The organism is Nocardiopsis xinjiangensis YIM 90004, assembly GCF_000341145.1.
GTDB lineage: Bacteria > Actinomycetota > Actinomycetes > Streptosporangiales > Streptosporangiaceae > Nocardiopsis > Nocardiopsis xinjiangensis.
In genome coordinates this window covers 39,762-61,730 of sequence record NZ_ANBE01000052.1, presented here as the reverse complement: position 1 = coordinate 61,730, position 21,969 = coordinate 39,762, and the positions used below count along the sequence as shown (strand labels likewise).

At 70.1% G+C, this 21,969-nt stretch carries 23 protein-coding genes; 6 read left to right on the top strand and 17 right to left on the bottom strand.

Going from position 1 to position 21,969, the window contains the following annotated elements; all coding sequences use genetic code 11:
- Positions 1–715: 715 nt before the first annotated feature.
- The 5 genes from D473_RS0122030 to D473_RS25220 all read right to left on the bottom strand — a co-directional run bounded on the left by D473_RS0122030 (position 716) and on the right by D473_RS25220 (position 4,913).
- The gene (locus D473_RS0122030) at positions 716–1,381 is read right to left on the bottom strand and encodes a class I SAM-dependent methyltransferase (protein WP_017611210.1); all 666 of its coding nucleotides are present in this window, start codon (positions 1,379–1,381) and stop codon (positions 716–718) included.
- Between the two features lie 128 nt (positions 1,382–1,509).
- Complete coding sequence (locus D473_RS0122025) at positions 1,510–2,178, bottom strand: maleylpyruvate isomerase N-terminal domain-containing protein (RefSeq protein ID WP_017611209.1); 669 nt, start codon at positions 2,176–2,178, stop codon at positions 1,510–1,512.
- A gap of 113 nt (positions 2,179–2,291) precedes the next feature.
- Positions 2,292–2,912, bottom strand: a complete 621-nt coding sequence (locus D473_RS0122020; protein WP_026127196.1) for an FMN reductase — start codon at positions 2,910–2,912, stop codon at positions 2,292–2,294.
- Positions 2,909–4,009, bottom strand: coding sequence for an LLM class flavin-dependent oxidoreductase (locus D473_RS0122015; protein ID WP_026127195.1), 1,101 nt, complete (start codon positions 4,007–4,009; stop codon positions 2,909–2,911). The genes D473_RS0122020 and D473_RS0122015 overlap by 4 nt, the downstream gene beginning before the upstream one ends.
- Positions 4,010–4,277: 268 nt before the next feature.
- Positions 4,278–4,913, bottom strand: a complete 636-nt coding sequence (locus D473_RS25220) for a TetR/AcrR family transcriptional regulator (RefSeq protein WP_017611206.1) — start codon at positions 4,911–4,913, stop codon at positions 4,278–4,280.
- Positions 4,914–5,120: 207 nt separating this feature from the next.
- Between D473_RS25220 and D473_RS27780 the strand changes: the two genes are divergently transcribed.
- From D473_RS27780 to D473_RS0122000, 3 genes are all read left to right on the top strand, one after another.
- Entirely contained in the window at positions 5,121–5,261 is a 141-nt protein-coding gene (locus tag D473_RS27780; protein ID WP_193373312.1) for a hypothetical protein, read from the top strand.
- Positions 5,262–5,318: 57 nt separating this feature from the next.
- Positions 5,319–5,936, top strand: a complete 618-nt coding sequence (locus tag D473_RS0122005; RefSeq protein ID WP_017611204.1) for a hypothetical protein — start codon at positions 5,319–5,321, stop codon at positions 5,934–5,936.
- Between the two features lie 239 nt (positions 5,937–6,175).
- Complete coding sequence (locus D473_RS0122000; RefSeq protein ID WP_017611203.1) at positions 6,176–6,397, top strand: hypothetical protein; 222 nt, start codon at positions 6,176–6,178, stop codon at positions 6,395–6,397.
- A gap of 529 nt (positions 6,398–6,926) precedes the next feature.
- Here D473_RS0122000 and D473_RS0121995 read toward each other — a convergent pair.
- The 10 genes from D473_RS0121995 to D473_RS0121950 form a co-directional block, all read right to left on the bottom strand.
- The gene (locus D473_RS0121995; RefSeq protein WP_017611202.1) at positions 6,927–9,155 is read right to left on the bottom strand and encodes a serine/threonine-protein kinase; all 2,229 of its coding nucleotides are present in this window, start codon (positions 9,153–9,155) and stop codon (positions 6,927–6,929) included.
- A 79-nt stretch (positions 9,156–9,234) separates the two neighbouring features.
- Positions 9,235–9,660, bottom strand: a complete 426-nt coding sequence (gene paaI, locus D473_RS0121990) for a hydroxyphenylacetyl-CoA thioesterase PaaI (protein ID WP_026127194.1) — start codon at positions 9,658–9,660, stop codon at positions 9,235–9,237.
- 46 nt (positions 9,661–9,706) lie between these two features.
- Positions 9,707–10,801: a 1,2-phenylacetyl-CoA epoxidase subunit PaaE gene (paaE, locus tag D473_RS0121985; RefSeq protein ID WP_017611200.1), complete on the bottom strand. Its 1,095-nt coding sequence runs from the start codon at positions 10,799–10,801 to the stop codon at positions 9,707–9,709.
- A gap of 2 nt (positions 10,802–10,803) precedes the next feature.
- Positions 10,804–11,319, bottom strand: a complete 516-nt coding sequence (gene paaD / locus D473_RS0121980; RefSeq protein WP_017611199.1) for a 1,2-phenylacetyl-CoA epoxidase subunit PaaD — start codon at positions 11,317–11,319, stop codon at positions 10,804–10,806.
- Complete coding sequence (gene paaC / locus D473_RS0121975) at positions 11,313–12,191, bottom strand: 1,2-phenylacetyl-CoA epoxidase subunit PaaC (protein WP_017611198.1); 879 nt, start codon at positions 12,189–12,191, stop codon at positions 11,313–11,315. The genes paaD and paaC overlap by 7 nt, the downstream gene beginning before the upstream one ends.
- 67 nt (positions 12,192–12,258) lie before the next feature.
- Positions 12,259–12,570: a 1,2-phenylacetyl-CoA epoxidase subunit PaaB gene (gene paaB, locus D473_RS0121970; protein WP_017611197.1), complete on the bottom strand. Its 312-nt coding sequence runs from the start codon at positions 12,568–12,570 to the stop codon at positions 12,259–12,261.
- Positions 12,567–13,541 (bottom strand): 1,2-phenylacetyl-CoA epoxidase subunit PaaA, encoded by a 975-nt coding sequence (paaA, locus tag D473_RS0121965; RefSeq protein WP_017611196.1) that lies wholly within the window; start codon positions 13,539–13,541, stop codon positions 12,567–12,569. The genes paaB and paaA overlap by 4 nt, the downstream gene beginning before the upstream one ends.
- A gap of 129 nt (positions 13,542–13,670) precedes the next feature.
- Positions 13,671–14,459 (bottom strand): enoyl-CoA hydratase/isomerase family protein, encoded by a 789-nt coding sequence (locus tag D473_RS0121960; protein WP_017611195.1) that lies wholly within the window; start codon positions 14,457–14,459, stop codon positions 13,671–13,673.
- 4 nt (positions 14,460–14,463) lie between these two features.
- Entirely contained in the window at positions 14,464–15,279 is an 816-nt protein-coding gene (locus tag D473_RS0121955; RefSeq protein ID WP_394296777.1) for a 3-hydroxyacyl-CoA dehydrogenase family protein, read from the bottom strand.
- Between the two features lie 53 nt (positions 15,280–15,332).
- Positions 15,333–16,076 carry an enoyl-CoA hydratase/isomerase family protein gene (locus D473_RS0121950; RefSeq protein ID WP_017611193.1) on the bottom strand — a complete coding sequence of 248 codons (744 nt, stop codon included), beginning with the start codon at positions 16,074–16,076 and terminating at the stop codon, positions 15,333–15,335.
- A gap of 305 nt (positions 16,077–16,381) precedes the next feature.
- Between D473_RS0121950 and paaK the strand changes: the two genes are divergently transcribed.
- Entirely contained in the window at positions 16,382–17,737 is a 1,356-nt protein-coding gene (gene paaK / locus D473_RS0121945; RefSeq protein ID WP_017611192.1) for a phenylacetate--CoA ligase PaaK, read from the top strand.
- Between the two features lie 118 nt (positions 17,738–17,855).
- On the opposite strand, the gene D473_RS0121940 is transcribed toward paaK, so the two are convergent.
- Entirely contained in the window at positions 17,856–18,659 is an 804-nt protein-coding gene (locus D473_RS0121940) for an SAM-dependent methyltransferase (protein ID WP_017611191.1), read from the bottom strand.
- 177 nt (positions 18,660–18,836) lie between these two features.
- Here D473_RS0121940 and D473_RS0121935 point away from each other — a divergent pair, with 177 nt between their 5' ends.
- Together D473_RS0121935 and D473_RS27775 are read left to right on the top strand one after the other, a co-directional pair.
- Positions 18,837–19,595, top strand: coding sequence for a nucleotidyltransferase domain-containing protein (locus D473_RS0121935; protein WP_017611190.1), 759 nt, complete (start codon positions 18,837–18,839; stop codon positions 19,593–19,595).
- A gap of 1,007 nt (positions 19,596–20,602) precedes the next feature.
- Positions 20,603–20,833, top strand: coding sequence for a hypothetical protein (locus D473_RS27775; RefSeq protein ID WP_017611188.1), 231 nt, complete (start codon positions 20,603–20,605; stop codon positions 20,831–20,833).
- 26 nt (positions 20,834–20,859) lie between these two features.
- Here the strand turns inward: D473_RS27775 and D473_RS0121920 are convergent, their stop codons facing one another.
- Positions 20,860–21,951 carry a magnesium and cobalt transport protein CorA gene (locus D473_RS0121920; protein ID WP_026127192.1) on the bottom strand — a complete coding sequence of 364 codons (1,092 nt, stop codon included), beginning with the start codon at positions 21,949–21,951 and terminating at the stop codon, positions 20,860–20,862.
- Positions 21,952–21,969 lie beyond the last annotated feature (18 nt).

The window sequence follows — 21,969 nt, the reverse complement described above, 5'->3', positions numbered from 1 at the left end:
TCATGCTCCCATTCTAAGAGAAGCACCCCTGAAGATAACACTGCCTCCAAGGGCAGAAAACCCTTACCCCGCCTTCTCGCCCTTCTTCGAATCTGCTTCGGAGTTCCCCGTGAATATTTCCTGAAAATGGCCTTGTGGATAACTCCATGGGGCCGCTTTCCCTCGGTAGGATGAGAGGGGGTCCGAACTGTGCGCACGTCGGCCACCCCTGGCCTCAATGCGTCACCGGGAGTGCCGGGGCCGGTAGTTGCCTTCGCAGGGGTGAGTAGCCGCGCACACGCCGCAAGCGGTGGCCACAATGTGGCCACCACAGGGGGTTTGGCTTTTGGACCCCCACTTCTTCGGCCGGATGAGAGGGCCGGCCGGTAGGTGTTCGGCGGCAAGAGCGGGCCGGCCCGGCGTCAAGGGGCGGACCGCACACCCCGAGGCGCTGGGAACAACCCCGCAGAACGCCGCCACCATCCCCGCAAAGAATCAGATGTGGGGGTGGCGCCGAAGCGGGTTGCGGGAAGCCCCGGCCGGGCTACGCTCGACGCTCCGACGAACACCACCCACACCCGGCACCACGAGAAACCCCATTACTCCACCCCGAAGCACAGCAAGGCCACTCGGCCACCGCCCCCGGAACAACAGAAAACCCTTGCTCCCCTGGGAAGACCGGGCGACATCCGAAATCCCTGAGCCCCAACCCTCAGGGACGACACGATATCGCCCCCTAACCCCGCCGGCGGGCCCGCAGAACAGCGTCGTGCAGGGTGACCTCGCGCCCGCCGTGCACGGTGACGGTACGCGCGCGCACCTCAGCGGTGTACACCTTCCACAGCCGTGGGTCGAGCAGTTCGGCGACCTCCTGGGCGGTCAGGTGGGTGTCGTGGTGATCGGCGTGCGGGGCGTCCCCGTGCCGGTCGTGCGGATGGTGGCCGACCACGAGCAGGGTCCCGCCCGGGGCCACCGCCGCGGCCAGGCGCCGGTACAGATCGGCGTAGGGCGCGTCGGTGTGCACGTAGTGGGAGTACACGAGGTCGTGGCCGCCGATCGGGGGGTCCCAGGTGGTCAGGTCCTCGCGCTGCCACCGCACCCGGTCGGCGGCGGGTCCGCCGAGGGCCTCGGCCCGGGCGCGGGCGGTTTCCAAGGCGTTCTCGGCGATATCGACGGCGGTGACGTGCCATCCCTTCCCGGCCAGCCAGAGCGCGTCGGTTCCGGTGCCGCAGCCGGCGTCCAGGGCAGTGCCGGGGACCAGGTCGGCGGTCTCGATGCTCAGCTGCGGATTGGTTTCCCCCGCCCAGGCCGTGCCGCTCTCGTGGCGGCCCTCTCCATGCCCCTCTCCGCGTCCGGCATAGCGGTCTTCCCAGTATCGGCGGTCGTAAGCTGCGTGGGACATCGGACCATTCCCCCGTCGTCGGTGGCGCGCCGGTCCTGTACCGGCGGATGACACGGGTTCCACGGTGCACGCACCCGCCCCCCTGCCGCAAACTCCGTTGCCGTTGCGGCAAAAACGCGGGCGTGGCTTCAAACCTGCAGGTCGCGTTCGGAGATCGGCATCACGGCCAGGTACTCAAGGACGCGGGCGGGGTCGCCGTCCCATTCCATCGCGACCATCTGAGCACGGCTGCGGCGCCCCAGTACGGCCCGCGCGAGCTCGAGGACGGGGCCGCTCCAGTGCAGGTCTCCGCCTTCGCCGAGATCCCAGGTCCGGTCGCGGTCGGTGGCGGCCACCCGCACAGAGGGCAGTTCGGAGCTCCACTGCTTGGCCAGGCCACCGATGGTGAAGTCGGCGAGCTGCTCGACGTCCTCGGCCTGGGGAGCCAGCCCGAGTGCGCCCCGCAGGTCGTTCTCGTGGTGCCAGATGTCGACCACGGGCAGCCGGTAACGGGTTCGCTGCTGAGTGGAGAGCAGATCGAGGAAGGCGGGGGTCGCGTCCTTCCACTCCTGGCAGATCTCCCCCAGTTCCAGGTGTGCACGTTCGGCCACCTGGCGCGCGGTGACGGTGTCGGTGGCCGGCGGGGTCAGGGTTCCGCCGAGCACGTCGGCACAGATCCCGGAGAGGTGGGCGTAGGTCTCGGCGACCGTCCACTCGGGCAGAGCAGGAACGGGTGTGTCGGCCTGCTCACCGGTGAGCTCGGCAGCCAGGTCGAACAGGCGGTTCTGGGCATTGGCGTAGATGCGCACGGCGTCCATGGTGCAACATTAACGAACAGCGTTCCGGTTCTGTCAGGCCCACCCACACCTGTGCCGGAAGGGGATGCCGGGCGCGGGGAGCAGCGCGCGCCCGGCGTGTTCGTCGCAGCGCCTCAGCGGCCCAGCCCCGACATCAGGTCGGCGAAGGGCGTGGGCTCCTCGAAGGGGTCGGCCCCACGGGGGGCGCGTTCGGTGGCCAGCATCGCGAGCTGGCGTGCGGCCCGGTCGATGCGCTCGCCCAGTTCACGGCCGCCGCTCTCACCCGAGCCCCAGTCCTCCGAGGCCGCGTACACACCGGTGGGAACGACCACCGAGCGGGTGTAGGAGAACATGGGCCGCAAGGCATGCTCCAGGACCAGGGAGTGGCGCGGAGTGCCCCCGGTGGCGCCCGCGATGAGCGGCATACCGTCCAGGTCCTCGGGTTCGACGATGTCGAAGAAGGACTTGAACAGTCCGCTGTAGGAGGCGTTGAACACGGGGGTGACGGCGATGAGGCCGTCGGCGGCGCCGAGGTCCTCCAGCACGCCGCCCAGCTCACCGGTGGGAACGCGGGTGGTCATGGCGTTCATGACGTCGTGGGCCAGCTCGCGCAGCTCCACCACACGGGTCTGCACCTGTTCGCCGCGCTCGGACAGCGCCTTCTCGGTTGCCTGGGTGAGGCGGTCGGTCAGCAGCCGGGTCGAGGACGGGGTGCTCATCCCTGCGCTGACGGCGACGATTCTGCGAGTGCTCATTCCTGCTCCTCCTGTTCCCCGGCGGCCTTCTTCGCGGCCACGCGCGAGGCGTGGGTGGGCGCGTCGGGCACGTGGGCGGGCTTCTTGGCGGCGAACTCCCTGCGGAGCACGGGCACGACCTCTTCGCCGAGGATGTCGAGCTGCTCCAGCACGGTCTTGAGCGGCAGTCCGGCGTGGTCCATGAGGAAGAGCTGGCGCTGGTAGTCGCCGAACATCTCCCGGAACCCGAGGGTACGGTCGATGACCTCCTGCGGGCTGCCGACGGTCAGCGGGGTCTCGCGGGTGAACTCCTCCAGGGAGGGGCCGCCGCCGTAGACCGGCGCGTTGTCGAAGTAGGGGCGGAACTCCTTGACGGCGTCCTGGGAGTTCTTGCGCATGAAGACCTGGCCGCCGAGCCCGACGATCGCCTGGTCCGCCTTGCCGTGGCCGTAGTGCTCGTAGCGGCGGCGGTACAGGGAGATGAGCTTACGGGTGTGGGTGGCCGGCCAGAAGATGTTGTTGTGGAAGAACCCGTCGCCGTAGAAAGCGGCCTGCTCGGCGATCTCCGGGGTGCGGATCGAGCCGTGCCAGACGAAGGGCGGCACGTCGTCGAGCGGGCGCGGGGTGGAGGTGAAGCCCTGCAGCGGGGTACGGAACTTGCCCTGCCAGTCGACGACGTCCTCGCGCCAGAGCCGGTGCAGCAGGTTGTAGTGCTCCAGGGCCAGGTTGACGCCCTCGCGGATGTCGTAGCCGAACCAGGGGTAGACGGGACCGGTGTTGCCGCGCCCCATCATCACGTCCGCCCGGCCGTCGGCCAGATGCTGGAGCATGGCGAAGTCTTCGGCGATCTTGACCGGGTCGTTGGTGGTGATCAGGGTCGTGGACGTCGACAGCTGCAGCCTCTCGGTCTGCGCGGCGATGTAGCCGAGCATCGTCGTGGGCGAGGAGGCCACGAACGGCGGGTTGTGGTGCTCACCGGTGGCGAAGACGTCCAGGCCGACCTCTTCGGCCTTCAGGGCGATGCGCACCATCGCCTTGATGCGCTCACCCTCGGTGGAGGTGCGCCCCGTGGTCGGGTCCTGGGTGACATCACTGACCGAGAAGATTCCGAACTGCATGACCGCTCCCATTTTTGCTTCCACAGAAGTAGCTTCCTTAGAAGCTATCATGCGTGAACAGCCAGAGACGCCTCCGCATTCCCTGCGAGCAGACCCACAGGCACGCTCCGACACCACCCCGCCCCCGCAGGCGCCCACCCCGCGTTCGTCCCCCCACTGAAAAGACCCTGTGAGCTCCCTTTCCCGGCACGAGCGATCCGACGCAACAGCCGCGCATCCACCGGACCGGCCGACCTACGAGGGGCACCGCGGTGGACTGCGCGCCCGATCACTCCTCCGGCGCGGCCCCCTGTGACGATTCCTCCGCCCCCTCGCCGAGGACCGCGTCGACGGCCGTGTAGAGCGTGGCTGTCTCCGCCTGCAGGAGCGAATCCGCGGCGGGCAGGGCCCGCTCGAGCGCCAGCCCGTTCAGCACGGTGTTCAGGAACCGCGCTCGGCGCGCGTTGTCGCCGGGGGCCAGAGCACCCTCCTCCACCAGCACGGTCAGCCAGTACTCCACGCGGCGCCGGCCCTCGCGCTCCATCGCCAGATAGGCCCCGCGCAGCTGCTCGGTCGGCTCGGGGACGATGAACTGCTCGAAGACGGCGCGATGCGCCGCGCGCGCCTGTTCACCGGCGCCGGCCGGAGCCAGGACACCGCGCAGGCAGTCCACCAAACGGTCCCGCGCCGATCCCCCCTGGTCGTGGATGCGCCCCTCCGTCACGACGACGTCGTACAGGCGCACGAGCACCTCGTCCTGCAGCGCCTGTTGCGTCGGGAAGTGGTAGCGCAGCGATCCAGTACTCACCCCCGCCCGCGCGGCCACCGCCCGCACGCTGAGCTTCGCCCCGGGGTTCTCCCCGACCATCTGCACCGCCGCCAGCAGCACCTTGTCGCGGCTGCTGAGCGCGTCGCCATCTGTCACCGTCAGACCTCCTCGTCGCCCTCCGATGTTACTAGCACACTGTGATAGTTTGCCGATCAGGCGACTAACACACTGTGTTAGTGACTCGGTGGGACAACGCCTGCACAGGCAGGAGGACGGAGAAGACATGTTCACGAAGGGGCGGCGCCGCCGGGCCGTCAGGCGCATCCAGCCGGGCGACGGACGGCCGATACGGCGCTTGCGCTGGTGGCAGCTGATCACCGGCCGGTCGGTCTTCTCCCTCGCGCCCGGCTGACCGCGGCACTCGCCGCGGTGGCCGCGCTGGGCGGCGTCGAGCGTGCACTGCGGCTGCGTCACCACTGGCTCCTCGACGGCGCCGGATCCTGACCCCTCGGCCACCCACCTGCCCACCCGGAGACCCACCACCGGAACGGACGTGAACCCATGGACCTCATCCGCCGACCTCTGGCGATCATCCGCGCCGACCTGCGCGCCTACCTCTGGATCAACGCCCTCACCTACGGCGCCGTCCTCCTCGGCATGGCCCTCGCCGCCGCCTTCCCAGACCTCCACGCGGCCCGGACCTCGTCGTTCATCGACGGCGGCAACAGCGCGCTGATCGAGGCGGTGATCGGGAACCCGTGGCTGTTCGGCGCCACGATCCTCGGCGTCAACGTGATCGCCACGACCCTGCCGCTCATCGTCCTGCCGTCCCTGGCGGTCCCCTTCGCGGGCCTCGCCGTGTTCACGGTCAAGACCATCGACATCGGGATCATGCTGGCACCGGTGGACCGGACCGCGGCGCTGACCCTCATCCCCCACTCGCTCACGCTCCTCATCGAATTCCAGGCCTACATCCTGGTGATGTTCGGCGCCTACCTGCTGGGCCGCACCTGGCTGCGGCCCGCGTCCGAGGGCGCCGCCACCCGCCGCTCCGGCTACTTCCGCGGCCTGTCCCACCTCGGGCGGCTGGCCGTCCCCGCCCTCGCCCTCTTCGTCATCGGCGCCGTCTACGAGGTCGCCGAGATCTACTTCCTCGTGCCCCCGATCCTGGGTCTCTGATCCCGGCCCAGGGGTGCGGGCGAGGGGCCGCCGCGGTCGCCCCCGCCGCCTCGGGCCTCTGGGGCCACCGTGACGCTCCCCGCTCCCGAGGACCGTGTTCGTCCACAGGCCACGCTCCGTGCCCACAGAATGTCACTGGCGCGTGCTATCCCAGATGGAGGACGACACACCCGCGACCACCGTGGCCGCGGACCGATCGCACACCGACGAGGAGGAGGGCGCTCCGCGCCCGCACCGCCATGCCCCCTACCGGCCCCGTCGACGAGACCGCCCCGGACCGCACCCCCGACCGCGCACCCGTCCGCCTGGCCCAGGCCCTGCCCGAGGTCCTGGACCACCTGTCCCGGCACCGCCGCACCGACACCGAACCCGCACACCCGCGCCCCTCCCCCGCCGGCGGCAGGACGGGTCATCCGCATCGCCGCCACCGGTCCTCCGCTTCCTCCACACCGACCCGGTGAACTGTCCCTCCCCCACAGGTGTCCTGCCCCACCCGGGCTCGGCACACAGAACCGGCCCACAGGTCCCACAAGCCCCAAGCGACAGGGGTTTCGGCCCTCACGATCCCACCCCTGCACACCCGGCACCTGCCCCTTCGACCTGGCCGTTGCCCATTCCTCACCGGGTTTTTAACGGCCAAGACGAAAAATCGGTACCCACAGCGGGAACACCACAGTCATTAGAGGCGTTGATCCAGGTGAAGCGCCTTGAGACCGAAAACCCCACACCCTTCAGAGCCCTCGAGGTACTCACCACAAACCATGCGCGGATGCGAGCGCGCGTGTCGGTAATGGGGGTTTCCGACACGACTTGATATGCCGCATTCGCCTTCCCAGCGGCCAGACCGCACTCAGTGCACCCTGGCCGCGCCCGCTGTGGCCCGCGTTGGGGGACGCGGGCCACAGCTATGTCCGGGGGCGCGACACCGTCGCGCCCCCGGACCTCTCGTGTGTCAGGGCCCGGCCCCACAGTGCCGTCGTACTACCCCGGTCAGGGCTGTTCGTGGAAGTCGATCAGGGTTCTGCCCTCGAACTCCACCTCGTCGTAGGGCCGTTCCTGGGTGCCCTCACTCAGGACCTCAGCCGGCTGACACGCCGACAACAGGAAGGTGCGGTTGGCGATGTTCCCGCCCGGCTCGTGACGGAAGAGAGAACAGGCCATGGCCTCGTCGACGAGCCAGGTGCTGCCGCCACTACCGCTGTGTCCGGCCAGGTGCTGCACACGCTCCGGATCGGCGTTCTCCCCGTAGGTCTCGGTCTCGCTCATCATCTGCGCAAGCTCCATCGCATAGGCACAGTCCACCTCCCAGCCGCTGGCTCGGACCTGCCACTCCCGCTCTACGGCGGTCACGCTCCCGCACACCGGCGCGTGGACAGCGGCCCAGCCGATCCCGTCCTGCAGGGACGAGATCTGGGGGTCCTCCACCGTGACCTCCTCGTCGGTACCGGTGAACTCCACGTGTACCTCCCACCGCTCGGTGGTGTAGTCCACCCACACCGGCGCATCGTCCTCGTCGATTTCGGCCCTGCCCTCGGCCTCCGCCGAGGTCAGGATCCCCTCGTCCAGGACCTCGAGCGTGGTCGGCCCCGAGTACACCCCTTCCTCGTCCGTACCCTCGGCCTCCCCCGACTCGGCCAGAGCACGCAACGGTCCGGTAACCAGATCCAGTGAGACGGAATCCTCGCTCACGCCCGCCTCGATCTCGAGCGGCTCGGCGGAGGCGTTCCAGTTGCCCCAGGAGATACTCCCCGCACGCGGGGCATACACGTACAACTCACCACCGTGGTTGGCCACGGCTACCGTTTCCTGCCCCATCGCCTGCCCCGTGAGGAGGAAACTGTCGGTGTCGGCCGAGTACAGGTACTCCTCGGTGACCGTCTCGCCCCCGTTCACGGGCACCCGTTCCACCTGGGCGGTGAACCCCGACCCTTCCTCCAGTACCGACACCGCAGCGGCGACCGTCTCCGACGGGTTCTCACTCACCTGGTCGTGGACCACGAAGCCGCCGGCGCCCAGTCCGGCCACGGCGAGCAGACCCGCGCCGGCCAGGCCGAGCTTGGACGTGGCGACCCCGCTCAGTGCGCCCCCAGTGGTCAGGCCCGTCCCGGTCGCGCCTCCGCCCGCCGCCGTCGTGGCCCCGCCCGCGGTCGTGCCGGCGGCTCCCGCTCCGGAGGCACCGCCGGAACCCAGAGCACTCGAACCGAGCGCGGTCGCGCCCAGCCCGGCGGCGGAGGCCACACCCAGCGCCGCCGCCCAACGGCCGGGCTCGTGTCCGGCATCATCCACACCGCGCCAGTAATCGTGGAGCATGCGGCGCAGGGAATCGGTGGCCGTCTGCGGAGGAGCGACCCGGCCCTCCGTCCCCTCGGCGGGTTCGGGCAGTAGCTCCCGCACCAGCACCTCGGAGCTCGGACGCCGCCCCGGAGCCACCGACAGCGCTGCCTCGACCAGGCCGAGTAGATCCTCGGGCACCCCGTCGATGTCGTACGCCCCTTCGCGCACCCGGCTCGCCAGCTCCCCCGCGTCACCGGTGCCGAAAGGCTGGTGTCCGGTGGCGGCCAGCGTCACCAGCCCGCCCCAGGCGAACACGTCGGCGGACGGGTCCGCGGCCGCCCCGGAGTAACGTTCGGGGGCCACCCAGCCGGGGGTGCCGTAGGAGGCCGAGGCGTCGGAGGAGCGTTCGGTGCCGATTCTGACCGCGATACCGAAGTCCACGATCTTCGGTCCCTGCGGGGACAGGATGACGTTGCCCGGTTTGATGTCCCGATGGGCGATCCCCGCCGCGTGCAGGGCGAGCAGACCCTCTGCGATTCCCAGCGCGAAGGTGCGGAGCATGTCGCCCTCGAGCGGGCCGAACGCACGTACGTGGGTACGCAGGTCGCGGCCGGGCACGTAGTCGAAGGCCAGCCAGGGCACCGCCGCTTCGGGGTCGGCGTCGTGCAGACGGGCAGTACTGATCCCGCCGGCGCGCCCCAGCATCTCGACCTCGCGGGCGAAGGCCTCCCGGGACGAGGACTTCCGGGCGAAGCCGGCGTGGACGGTCTTGACCGCCACGCACGACCCCTGACCGTCCAAGGCCCCGTAGACGGCTCCCATACCGCCGGCGCCGATCCGGCCCACCAGACGGTAGGGGCCCACGACGCGTGGATCCCCGCTCTCCAGAGGGCCGAGTTCGGGGGGCAGCTCGGGGGTCGGGGCGAGGGGAGGTCCGGCGTCCATCGCTCCACTGTCCCCCGGCCGGGCAGAGGCGACAACTCCGTTCCGGCCACTGGCCGCTTGTGGACGGGGCCGCGTCGGCCTACTCGCGTGAGGGCAGGGTGCGGCTGCGGCCACGGAACTCCGCCACCACGTCCTCACCCCGGCGCACGGTCACGTCGTAGACCCCGCTACGGCCGCGCACCACACGTTCGGTGGCCGTGGCCACCAGCACGTCGCCCTCCTCGGCCGGGGACACGAAGGTCACGTCCGCGCCCGAGGCCACGGTGATCCCGCGCCCGTCGACGTTGCAGGCACAGGCAAAGGCGGTGTCGGCCAGGCTGAAGACGAAACCACCGTGCGCGATGCCGTGGCCGTTGACCATGAGCGCACCCACGGTCATCTCCACGGTCGCCGTGCCGTGGCCGGCCTCCACCAGGCGCATGCCCAGGTTCTTGGAGGCACGGTCGGCCTCGAACATGCGGCGGGCGGTCTCGTTCTCCCCCTGCGAGGGGTCGGTGACGCTCATGTGCGGGTCGGGCACCCCGGACCGGCCGAGGCGCCCTTCTCCTTCCTCAGGAGTCGAAGTCGACGGTGAGCTCATCGGTCTGCGGCAACGACTGGCAGGCCAACGCGTACCCCGCCTCGACCTCGGCCGGGGTCAGGGCGTAGTTGCGGCGCATCTTCACCTCGCCCTCGCACACCTGGACCCGGCAGGTGCCGCACACCCCGCCCTTGCAGGCGAAGGGCAGGTCGGGACGGTACCGCTGGGCCGAGTCCAGCACCGGCACCCCGCGCGGCAGGGTCATGGTGTTGGAGCGGCCGTCCAGCACGACGGTGACCTCGGTGGAGGGCCCATCGACCTCGGGCTCCTCGTGGCGGGCCTGCGGCGGCGGCTCGGCCCCCTCCACGAAGAAAAGCTCCTGGTGGATGCGTTCACCCTCGACCCCGTGCTCGGCCAACACCTGCTGGGCGTCGGTGACCATGCCGTAGGGCCCGCACAGCCACCACTGGTCGACGGCATCGGCCGCCACCACCGTGTTCAACAAGCGGTCGAGTTTTTCGGCGTCGAGCCGGCCGGTGAACAGCTCCGACTCGCGGGGCTCACGGGAGAGCACGTGGACCAGCTCCAGGCGGGGGCCGTAACGGTCCTTGAGGTCGGCCAACTCGTCGGCGAACATCACCGAGGCGCTGCGACGGTTGCCGTACAGCAGCGTCACCGTCGAGTCGGTGCGCCCCAGCAGCGAGGAAGCCATCGACAGCACCGGGGTGATACCGGACCCTGCGGCCACGAGCACGTGCCGGCCGGCCCGGTCCAGATCGGGGCTGAACCGGCCGACGGGTGCACCGACCTCGATCTCGTCACCGGGCCGCACCTCCTCGACCAGCCAGGTGGAGAACAGGCCACCGGAGACCAGACGCACACCCACCCGGGGCGCCCGCCCCACGGGGGCGCAGATGGAGTAGCTGCGCCGCTCCTCCACCCCCTCGACCTCACGGCGCAGGGTCAGGGACTGGCCGGGCGCGAAGGCGTAGAACCCGGCGAGGTGGTCGGGAACGTCGAAGGTGACCGCGACGGCGTCCTCGCACAAACGCTCGACGTCGGCCACACGTAGCCGGTGGAAGGTACCCCGGTTCCGGGCGGGCGCTTCGGTCACGGTGGTGGACACTGTCAGATCTCCTTGACGTGCTCGAACGGTTCGAGGCAACTGCGGCAGCGGTGCAAGGACTTGCACGAGGTCGCACCGAACCGGGACAACTCCTCGGTCCCGTCGGACCCGCACAGGGGACAGCGCGGAACGGCCCTGGTGGGCAGGAGCGTCAACGGGACGGGGCCGCTGGGACGCTCCGGGGCCTGCCCGGGCGGGGAGATGCCGTACTCGGAGAGCTTGCGGCGCCCCCGCTCGGTGATCCAGTCCGAGCTCCAGGCCGGGGACAGCGCCGTGCGCACCTCGACCCGCTCGAAACCGGCCGCCCGGACGGCACGGTCCACATCCGCCCGCATCTCGGCCAATGCCGGGCAGCCCGAGTAGGTGGGCGTGATCCACACGGCGACGGTGCCGTCCTGCTCGATCCGCACCTCCCGCAGGATGCCCAGGTCCTGAAGGGTCAGCATGGGCAGTTCGGGATCGGTCACCGCCGCGGCGGCCCCACGGGCACGGTCGCGTTCGGTCAGTGTGCTCACCATGTCGCCTCCGGGTGCGCTCGGGCCACTTCCTGCATCTCCTGCAGCAGAGGGGCGAGTTCGGGGCCGTGGTCGCCGCTGCGCCCGGCCAGGACCGACTCGGGGAAAGCGGCGGGCGCGTCCAGGGTGGCGGCGGTCAGCACCTGCACCAGTACGTCGTGCACCTCGGCTCTCAGCGGGCCCGGGTCCACCCCCACACCGAGCTCGGCCAGGCGGGCCTCCACGGGGTGGGTGGCGAAGAGCTCTCCGGTGTCGGGCCACACCTGGGCCACCGCCGCGGCCGTGCGCTCGCGGGAGTACTCGGTGCCGTCGCCCAGGCGCAGAGCCCAGGAGACCGCGTACTCGCGGTGGTAGGTCAGCTCGTTGACGGCCTTGGCGGCGATCGCGGCCAGGACCGGGTCACGGCTCCGGCTCAGCCGGCTCATCAAGGCCAGACGCCAGCTGGACAGGGCCAACAGGGTCACGATCGCGCGGGCGAAGTCGCCCCGGGGCGCCGCGGCCAGACGCACGTTGCGAAACTGTGCGGCCTCACGCCGGTAGGCGAAGGCGTCCTCGTCCCGACCGGTTCCGTCGGCCTGCCCGGCACGGGCCAGCAGCAGGCGGGCCTGGCCGATCAGGTCGAGCGCGATGTTGGCCAGGGCCACCTCCTCCTCCAGTTCGGGCGCGTCGGTGACCCACTGGCTCAGGCGCTGGGCCTGGACGAGGGCGTCGTCGCCGAGCATCTGGCAGTACTGCGCCAGTTCCCCACCGTCCACGCCCTCGGGCAGGGCGGTGTCCACACCCGCCAGCGCCTCGGTGAAACCGGTACCGAAGGCCCAGCGCTCGTCACCGTCGTGTTCCTCGACCATCCCGGTGAAGATGTTCTCGCCACTCAATGTCGTTCCTCAATGCCTCTTCGGTCCCCTGCGTCCTGCGGCGCCTACCGTGCAGCGCATGCTCGCCCTAGATGTGGGGGACGTCCTCGGGGACGGGATAGAAGGTGGGGTGACGGTAGACCTTGTCACCGCTCGGCTCGAAGAAGGGGTCCTTCTCGTCCGGGCTGGAAGCGGTGATGTCCTCCGCGCGCACCACCCAGATGCTGACGCCCTCGTTGCGGCGCGTGTACAGGTTGCGGGCGTTGTGCAGCGCCATCTGCTCGTCGGGAGCGTGCAGGGACCCCACGTGCACGTGGTTCAGGCCGCGCTTGCCGCGGACGAAGACCTCGTAGAGCGGCCATTCGGGCCGGACGGGCCCGGGCTTGTCGTCGGCGCTCATACGGCCACCTCCTGGGTGTTGCGGTGCTTGTTCGCGTAGGCGGTGGCGGCCTCCCGGACCCACGCACCCTCCTCGTGCGCGGCGCGGCGGCGGGCCACGCGCTCGGCGTTGCAGGGGCCGTTACCGGAGACGACCTGTTTGAACTCGTTCCAGTCGGGCTCGCCGAAGTCGTACTGGCCGCTGTCCTCGTTCCAGACGAGTTCGGGGTCGGGCAGGGTGACACCGAGTTTGTCGGCCTGGGGCACGGTCATGTCGACGAACTTGCGGCGCAGGGCGTCGTTGGTGTCGATCTTGATGCCCCACTCCAGCGACTGCTGGGTGTTGGGGGAATCGGCATCGGGCGGGCCGAACATCATCAGCGAGGGCCACCACCAGCGGTCCACGGCCTCCTGGACCGTCCTGCGCTGGCTCCGGGTCCCCTCCATCATGCGCATGAGCAGTTCGTAGCCCTGGCGCTGGTGGAAGGACTCCTCCTTGCAGATACGCACCATGGCGCGGGCGTAGGGGCCGAAGGAGGTGCGGCACAGCGGCACCTGGTTGCAGATGGCGGCGCCGTCCACGAGCCAGCCGATGACGCCGACGTCGGCGTAGGTCAGGGAGGGGTAGTTGAAGATCGAGGAGTACTTCTGGCGCCCATCGATCAGACGCTCGGTGAGTTCGGCACGGTCCACGCCGAGGGTCTCGGCGGCGGCATACAGGTACAGGCCGTGACCGGCCTCGTCCTGGACCTTGGCCAGCAGGATGGCTTTGCGGCGCAGGCTCGGCGCGGACGCGATCCAGTCGCCCTCGGGTTGCATGCCGATGATCTCGGAGTGGGCGTGCTGGGCGATCTGGCGCACCAGGCTCTTGCGGTAGCCCTCCGGCATCCAGTCTCGGGGCTCGATGCGCTGTTTGGCGGCGACCTTGGTGTCGAAGTCGGCCTGCAGGGCCCGGTCCGCTTCTGGGGGCGCTTCCCCTGCCGTGGTTGTCATGGTTCTCCGTCCCCATTCATAACCGAACGTTCGGTCAGTAATTAGTATCCCCGGATCCGTCCGCCCGACGCAAGTCCTCGAGCGTCCGGATCCGGACGTGCCGCAACGATCCGCGCGGCGAACCCTCCGTCAGTTCCCGGAGAAGGCCGGCTTCTCCTTGTTCAGGAACGACGCGACCGCACCGACGTGGTCACCGGTCGTGCCCAGCTGGTTCTGGAGGTCGGCCTCCTCCTCCAACAGCTCGGGAAGGTCGCGTCCGCCCTCGGAGGCCGAGCGCACCTCACGCTTGGCCGCCACGAACGCACTGGTGGGACCGGCCGCCAAGGTCGAGGCCAGCTCACGGGCCCGCTCTTGCCAGGCGTCGTCGTCCACGACCTCGGTGACCAGCCCCAACTCGAGGGCACGCTCGGCCGGGAGCATCGTGCCCAGCAGCATCAGCTCCATGGCCCGGGCGCTGCCCAGCGCACGCACCAGGCGCACCGCCAGCCCCGAGTCCGAGGCCAGCCCGATGCCGGTGAAGGCGGTACCGAACTTGGCCCGGCGCGCGGCCACCCGCACGTCCCCGGCCAGGGCGAAACCCAGACCCGCGCCCACGCAGGCGCCACCGATACCGACCACCACCGGAACCTGGATGTTCTCGAAAGCCTGGACGATGGGGTTGTAGTGCTCGCGCACCGTCGTCAGGGCCTGTTCGGGGGCCTGCTCCAGGATCGTGGCGTGCTCGGCCAGGTCCTGGCCCACGCAGAAAGCCCGACCCGAACCCACCACGAGCACCGCACGGGCGGTCGCGGACTCGGCGGCCTGCCGCAACGCACCCAGCAGCTCCTCCTTGACCTCGCGGGTCAGGGCCGGGCTGTTGAGCCGCACCGTGGCCAGACCATCGGCCTCGACGAACTCCGCCGCCTTCTGTTCGCTCACGCTCTCACTCCTCGTTCCAGTCGTGGAAACCCTGACCGCTCTTGCGGCCGAGCTCTCCCTCGGCGACCTTACGGCGCAGGAGTTCGGGCGGAGCGAACCGGTCCCCCAGCTCACCCGCCAGATGCTCGGCGATGGCCATACGCACGTCCAGCCCGACCAGATCGGTCAAGGCCAGCGGACCCATGGGGTGGCGGTACCCCAGCTCCATGGCGGTGTCGATGTCGGCCGGGGAGGCGACCCCCTCCTCGACCATGCGGATCGCCTCCAGCCCCAGGGCCACGCCCAGACGGCTGGTGGCGAAGCCGGGGGCATCACGGACCACGATCTCGGCCTTGCCCAAGGCGCCGACCCAACCGCGCACCGACGCCAGCACCACCGGGTCGGTCTCGGGCGCGGTGACGATCTCCACGAGCCTGGAGGCCGGAACCGGGTTGAAGAAATGGGTGCCCAGGAACCGTGCGGGACGCTTCAGCGCCGCCGCCAGGTCGCTCACCGACAGCGAACTGGTGTTGGAGGCCAGGACGGCGTCCTCACCCACGGCCGCCTCGGCGGCGGCGAGCACGGCGATCTTGAGTTCGGGTTTCTCGGGCACCGCCTCCACCACCAGACCCGCCCCGGCGGGGATCTGTTCGACCGCGACCACCGTGGTCAGGGCCGCCAGGTAGTCCTCGGGCCCACTCTCGATCTTGCCGCGCTCGCGGGCTTTCCCCAGACCGGCCGCCACACGCTCGCGCCCGGCCGCGGCGGCCTCCCCCGAGGCCTCCACCAGCACCACGCGAGCACCCGCGGTGAGGAACTGCTGGACGATACCGGCCCCCATGGTGCCCCCGCCGACGACGGCGACGGTTTCGGGAACCGGCTGCTGGGTGCTGCTCAAGGCTTCTTCCTCTCCAGGAAACGACTCATCCGCTCGTGTTTGTCGGCGCTCTCGAACAGCACCGCCTGCGTCAGGTCGTCGGCCAACGGATGGGGACCGTCGGCATCCACGACCGCCTTGGTCAGGCGCAGGGCCTGGGCCGAACTCCGGGCCATGCGGTCCAGCAGAGCGTGGGCGCGCTCGCGCAGCCCCTCCGAGGGCACGATCTCGGCGACCAGCCCATGGCGCAGCGCCGCGTCGGCGTCGAGCCGGTAGCCGCCCAGCAGCACCTGTTTGGCGACCGAGACACCCACCAGCTCGCGCAGGCGCCAACACGCACCGGCGCCCGCGATGATGCCCAGCCCCGGCTCGGGTTGGGCGAAGACGGCCGTGGGCGTGGCGATCCGGATGTCGCACGCGTAGGACAGCTCGGCGCCGCCGCCCAGCGCGAACCCGTCCACCGCCGCCACAGTGGGCACCCGCAGGCGGTGCAGCCGCTCGAACAGGCGGCTGTTGATGCCGTCCAGGGCCTCCTGGCGACCACGGGCACGCAGTTCGGTGATGTCGGCGCCCCCGGCGAAGACGGTGCCGTGCCCGGTCAGCAGCAGGGGTCTGGGATCGGTCTCGACCTCGGCGCACACCTGGTGCAGTTCCTCGATCATGCGGCCGTTGATGGCGTTGCGGGCCTCGGAGCGGTGCAGTTCCACCACCACGCGGTCCTCGCGCCGGTCGACGTCCAGGGTCTCGAACTCTTCACTCACGCGCGCTCCAACACGAGTGGGTGCCCTGTCCCCGGGCCCCGCCGGCCGAGTGGTCCTCATTCACGTGTGCCCTCCCGTACCCATCGTGGTGGCGCGTGCCACCATCGCCTGTGAACTCATCGACACTTCTCCTTGACACGGCTGACCGGAGACTGAATAAATGCATTAGTAACCGAACGGTCGGTCAGTAAGCAAGTCGGTCCACCCCGCGGACGGACCGCGTCCACCCGACGCGCGGGCCACCCGCCGCCCCTCCCAGGCGTCCGGCCTGGCGGTAGAACCGCGCTCAGTATCCGGAGAGGCCCATGGCAATCCACGACACGACCCCGCAGTCGGCCGGTACTGCCCTTTCCCAGCGCCTCGGTCAGGCGCCGGATCCCCAGGAACTCGACCCGGCCGAGCGAATGAGTGTCGACGAGCTGCGCGCAACGCAGCTCACCCGCCTGCAGTGGACCCTGAAGCACGCCTACGAGAACGTGCCGCTGTACAAGCGCAAGTTCGACGAGGCCGGCGTGCACCCCGAGGACCTCGAGGCCCTGGAAGACCTCCGACACTTCCCCCACACCACCAAGGACGACCTGCGCGACACCTACCCCTTCGGCATGCTCGCGGTCCCCCAGGAACAGGTCAGCCGCATCCACGCCTCCAGCGGAACCACCGGCCGCCCCACCGTGGTCGGCTACACCGAGGACGACATCGACACCTGGGCGAGCGTCGTGGCCCGCTCGGTACGCGCCGCCGGCGGCCGCCCCGGCCAGAAAGTGCACGTCTCCTACGGCTACGGCCTCTTCACCGGCGGACTGGGCGCCCACTACGGCGCCGAGAAACTGGGCTGCACCGTCATCCCCGCCTCCGGCGGCCAGACCGCCAAACAGGTCCAACTCATCCAGGACTTCCGCCCCGAGATCATCATGATCACACCCAGCTACATGCTGACCCTGCTGGACGAGTTCGAACGCCAGGGCATCGACCCGCGCACGACCTCCCTTAAGACCGGCATCTTCGGCGCCGAACCCTGGACCGAGCAGATGCGCCGCGAGATCGAGGAACGATTCGACCTCCACGCCGTCGACATCTACGGCCTCTCCGAAGTCATGGGACCGGGCGTGGCCAACGAGTGCGTGGAGACCAAGGACGGCCTCCACGTCTGGGAGGACCACTTCTACCCCGAGGTCCTCGACCCCGTCAGCCACGCCGTTCTGCCCGACGGGCAGAACGGCGAACTGGCCCTGACCTCCCTGACCAAACAGGCCATGCCCGTCATCCGTTACCGCACCCGCGACCTGACCACACTGCGCGCGGGCACCGCCCGCTCAGTGCGCCGCATGGACAAGGTCACCGGCCGCAGCGACGACATGATCATCCTGCGCGGGGTCAACGTCTTCCCCACCCAGATCGAGGAGATCCTCCTGGACCTGGACGGGCTCGCCCCGCACTTCCAGCTCGTACTCACCAAGGACGGCCGGATGGACCGCATGTCCGTGCGCGTGGAGGCAGCCCCGGACTGCACCGCCGACCGCCGCGTGAGCCTGAGCAAGGAGATCGTCGCGACCGTGAAGGACCGGGTCGGGGTGAGCGTCACCGTCGACGTCGTCGATCCCGAGGGCATCGAGCGCTCGGTCGGCAAGTTCCGCCGCATCATCGACCAGCGCCAGCTCTGACCCCGCCCCGTGCACAGGGCCCGCCGGAAAGGCGGCGGACCCCGCCGTGTCCGGGACCGGTCCGCCTCCTTCACGCGGGTGCTGCTGCCCGCCTGACCACCCGGACACGCGGCGCGCCTCATCTCTTGCGGGCCACACCCCCGTACTCGGCGACGGGGCGGGCGGCGCCGACCTCGGTGGCGTCGGGACGCCACAGGGGACAGGAGACCAGTCCCGGCTCCAGCATCTCCAGGCCCGCGAAGAAGGAACGCACACGGTCGGCCGAACGCATGGTCAGAAGGGGTGTACCACGCTCGTTCCAGGCCTCGGCGACCTCATGGGCGCGTTCGTGGTCGACCTCGTCGGTGGGGTGGGCGATCACCAGGAAACTGCCCGGGGCGAGCGCCTCCGACAGCCGGTCCAGCACATCGCGGACCACGGCGTCCTCCCCGACGAAGTTGAGCACACCCAACAGCATCAGGGCCACCGGCCGATCCAGGTCGAGTGTGCGCGCGGCCGCCTCCAGAATGGCGCCGGGGTCGGTCAGGTCGGCGTCGACGTAGTCGGTGCGTCCCTCCTCGGTGCCCACGAGCAAGGCGCGCGCGTGGGCCAGTACGAGGGGGTCGTTGTCGGCGTAGACCACCCGGGCGCGCGGGTCCAGTGCCTGGGCGACCTCGTGGGTGTTGTTGTGGGTGGGCAGACCGGTGCCGATGTCGAGGAACTGGTCGATGCCCTCCTCCCGGACCAGATGGGTGACGGTACGGACCAGGAAGGCCCGGTCGGCCCGGGCATTGTCGACGATCTCGGGGAAGAAGGCCCGGATCTGTTCGCCGAGCTCCCGGTCGACGGGGTAGTTGTCCTTGCCGCCCAACCAGTGGTTCCAGATGCGGGCGTTGTGGGGAACGGCGGTGTCGATCTCGGGGCGGGTGGGGTGAGGGGGCACGGCCTGATCTCTCTCGGGGTCGGGCCCGGCCGGGGCCGGGCGTGGCGGTCGCTGACCAGTCATACGGCCCTCGAGGAGGCCCGAGCAAGGGGGACGTGTCGGAAAAATCCTTCGGCACGGCCGGGCGGGCACCGGTAGATTGCCGCCGTCGTGTCACCGAGTGCGCAGGGGGGCGCGTTGAAGCACACGAGCGAGGAGTTCGCCCGCATCGCCGAGGAGGGGACCGTGCTGCGCTGCCAGGTGGGTTCGCGGGTGCACGGGTTGGCCCTGGAGGAGGGCGACCGGGACGAAATGGGCATCTGCGTCGAGCCCCCGGAGTACGTGGCGGGGCTGCGCCGCTTCGAGCAGTACGTGTACCGCAGCCGCCCCGAGCACGTGCGTTCGGGCGAAGGCGACCTGGACCTGACGGTGTACTCGCTGCGCAAGTGGACCCGGTTGGCCCTGGAGGGCAACCCGACGGTGCTGCTGCCGTTGTTCGCGCCCGAGGAGGAGATCGTGGCCGTCACCGGCCTGGGCCGGGAGCTGCGGGCCCAGGCGCAACGGTTCGTGACCCGGCGCGCCGGCCACCGGTTCCTGGGGTATCTGCGTGCCCAACGCGAGCGCATGACGGGTGGGCACGGGCACACCAACCGTCCCGAGCTGGTGGAGGCGCACGGCTTCGACACCAAGTTCGCCTACCACATGGTCAGGTTGGGGTTGCAGGGTGTGGAGCTGATGGAGCGGGGACGGATGAGCCTGCCGATGCCCGAACCGGACCGTTCGTGGCTGCTGTCGTTGCGGCGGGGAGAGCGCACACGCCAGGAGGCGCTGGAGCGCGCACGGCGGCTGGAGGAACGGTTGTCGGTGCTGTGCGTCGAGGCCGACGTGCCCGAGGAGCCCGACACCGACTGGGCGGACCGGTGGCTGGTGCAGGCCCATCTGCGGACGTGGGGATGAGCACGCAGGTCGCGACGGGCACCCGCCGGGAGCCTGTGCTGTGGCCGGGATAAGGTGACCGCGCAGAGGTAGAGGCCGCTCCGGTTCCGGGGCGGCGCCGGATCGGGCCGCCCCGCGCGGCTGTCCGTGACGGCCACAAGCGAAGGTGAGGACACCCAGCAATGCTCGGAACCATCGGATTCGTGCTCATGGTCGTGAGCCTGAGCATGATGATCATCACCGGCCTCCTGCCCGCGGTCATGAAGACCCGCTGACAGAGATGGCAACGGGTACCGGGGGCTTCCCCGGTACCCGCGCACGGCCCCACCCACGCCGGCCTTCCGGCCCGGGGCACCCGTCCTGTGCCCCGCACCGGCCCACGCACGTGGAGCGCGTGGGCTCCACCTTACGGAACCGGGGTGGGGAGGCGGGAGTGTTTTTCGGGACCCATGTGATGCACATTTCTGCATGCGAGACTCGCTTTTACGTTGTAGATCCCTTTTGCCTCCTGTGCGATGCCACAGGTTTCCCGCGCAGGCGCACGAGCCGGTGCCGACCCGGGCCGCTCGGCACGGGCGGGACGGCGAGGAGCCGCCCCGGCGGTGCCTGCGGCCCGGTCGGCCGGTCCACTCGGGTTCGCAGGGCAGGATCGGGGCTCGTTGGCGCGGCTGGAGCCCCGCCGGTCCGGAGAGCGTCGCCAGGATGCACCCGCGAGGCCGCAGGGACAACCCGCGACCGCTCCGGGACGCCCCGAAAGCCCGGTCACAGGGCCCCGGACCGACCACCGGGGGCGCAACTTCCGGCGAGGGGACCGGACGGCACACACACGATTCGATGCGCCGTGGCACCGAAGCAGACCACGGCCCCTTCGACGGCCTGACGTGACCGTTTCCGGCCACCGCACGGCAGGAAGGGAAAGACCCCGGGTGCGCCGCCCACCGCGGTGGTATGTCTGGGATGACGCGGCGCTCGTGTCGTTCGGGTGACCGGCGGTCCCCCGGTCCAGGATCCTGAATGAGAGTTGGCAGATGTCGTCGATCTGGTCACGCGGTGACCGCAGGGGCAGGATCGAAGAAGCCCTCCTGATGCTGGAGGGGCAGGGGATCATCGACGGCCTGGAGATCCGCGCCTGCGAGGACAAGCCCTACCGGGTCCGGGTGCCGGCCGGAATCGTGCACCTGGGCGAGGACGAGGCCTCCATGTTCGCTCTGGGGGCCGTGGTCGGCGCGTTCGGAGGCGTGGCCCGCCGACAGGCCTGATCCGGCCCGGCCGCAGGGGCCGGGGCTCAGAGCCAGTCGTAGTGGCGAAAGAGCCCGTACAGGACAAGGGCGGACAACACCATGAGCACCAGGGTCGCCGGCCAGCTGAACATCCAGTGGATGGCGTCCTGCGGAGCGTTGTTCATGCCGTAGAAGGAAGCGATCAGGGCCGGCACGACGAGGATGCCGCCCCAGGAGGAGATCTTCTTCATCGCCTCGTTCTGGGACTGGTCGATGAGGGAGTTGTTGACCGACATGATGTCCTCCAGCAGTTGGCGGAACCCGTCGACGTGTTCGCGCACGGCCGTCACGTGGTCCGCGACGTCGCGCATGTGGTGGTGCAGGAGGACGCGGTCGGGGTCGCAACCGTGCGTCCGCGGCCGGTCGGATCCGGCCGGGTCGGAATGCTCCGGGGATGCCATGAGGTCCTGCAGCACAGCACCGAGGGGATCCACGGCCCGCTGCAGGAGGATGACCTCCCGGGTGAGCCGGTAGACACGTCCGGCGGCTTGGGGATCACCGTCGAAGACCTGGGTCTCGAGCTCGTCGATGTCCTGCTGCAGGGCGGAGACGGCGGGAGCGTAGGCGTCCACGACCGCGTCGAGGACGCCGTAGACCACCGCGAGTGTGCCGTGCCGGAGGAGGCGCGGTTCCGAGTCCAGACGGCGACGCACGCTCTCCAGATCGACCTGCTCGGTGTGGCCGATGGTGATGACGACGTTCTCCGAGGCGAACAGATGCATCTCACCGACCTCGACCCGTTCGTACACGTCGTCGTAGCCGGCCGGACGCAGTACGACGAACACCACCCCGCCGTAGGTCTCGGCCTTGGGGCGCTGATGGGCCACGATCGTGTCCTCCAGCGCCAAGGCCGGCAGGCCGAAGGTGCGGGCGAGTTCGGTGAGCTGGGTGCGGTCGGGTGCGCGCATGGCCACCCATGCCATGAGGCCGGGGTCGGAGGTGACCGCCTGGTGGGCCTCCTGGACGGTGTCGGTCCCCCGTTCCCGGCTGCCGCCCCGGTACAGCAGCGTGCGCACTTCCCCGGGAGCGGCGTCGGAGGGCGCCGTGGTGGTCCTGTGGCCCACGGCCATGGTGCGTTCCGGTGCGGGTTCGGACATCATCGGCTCCCTGGTGGA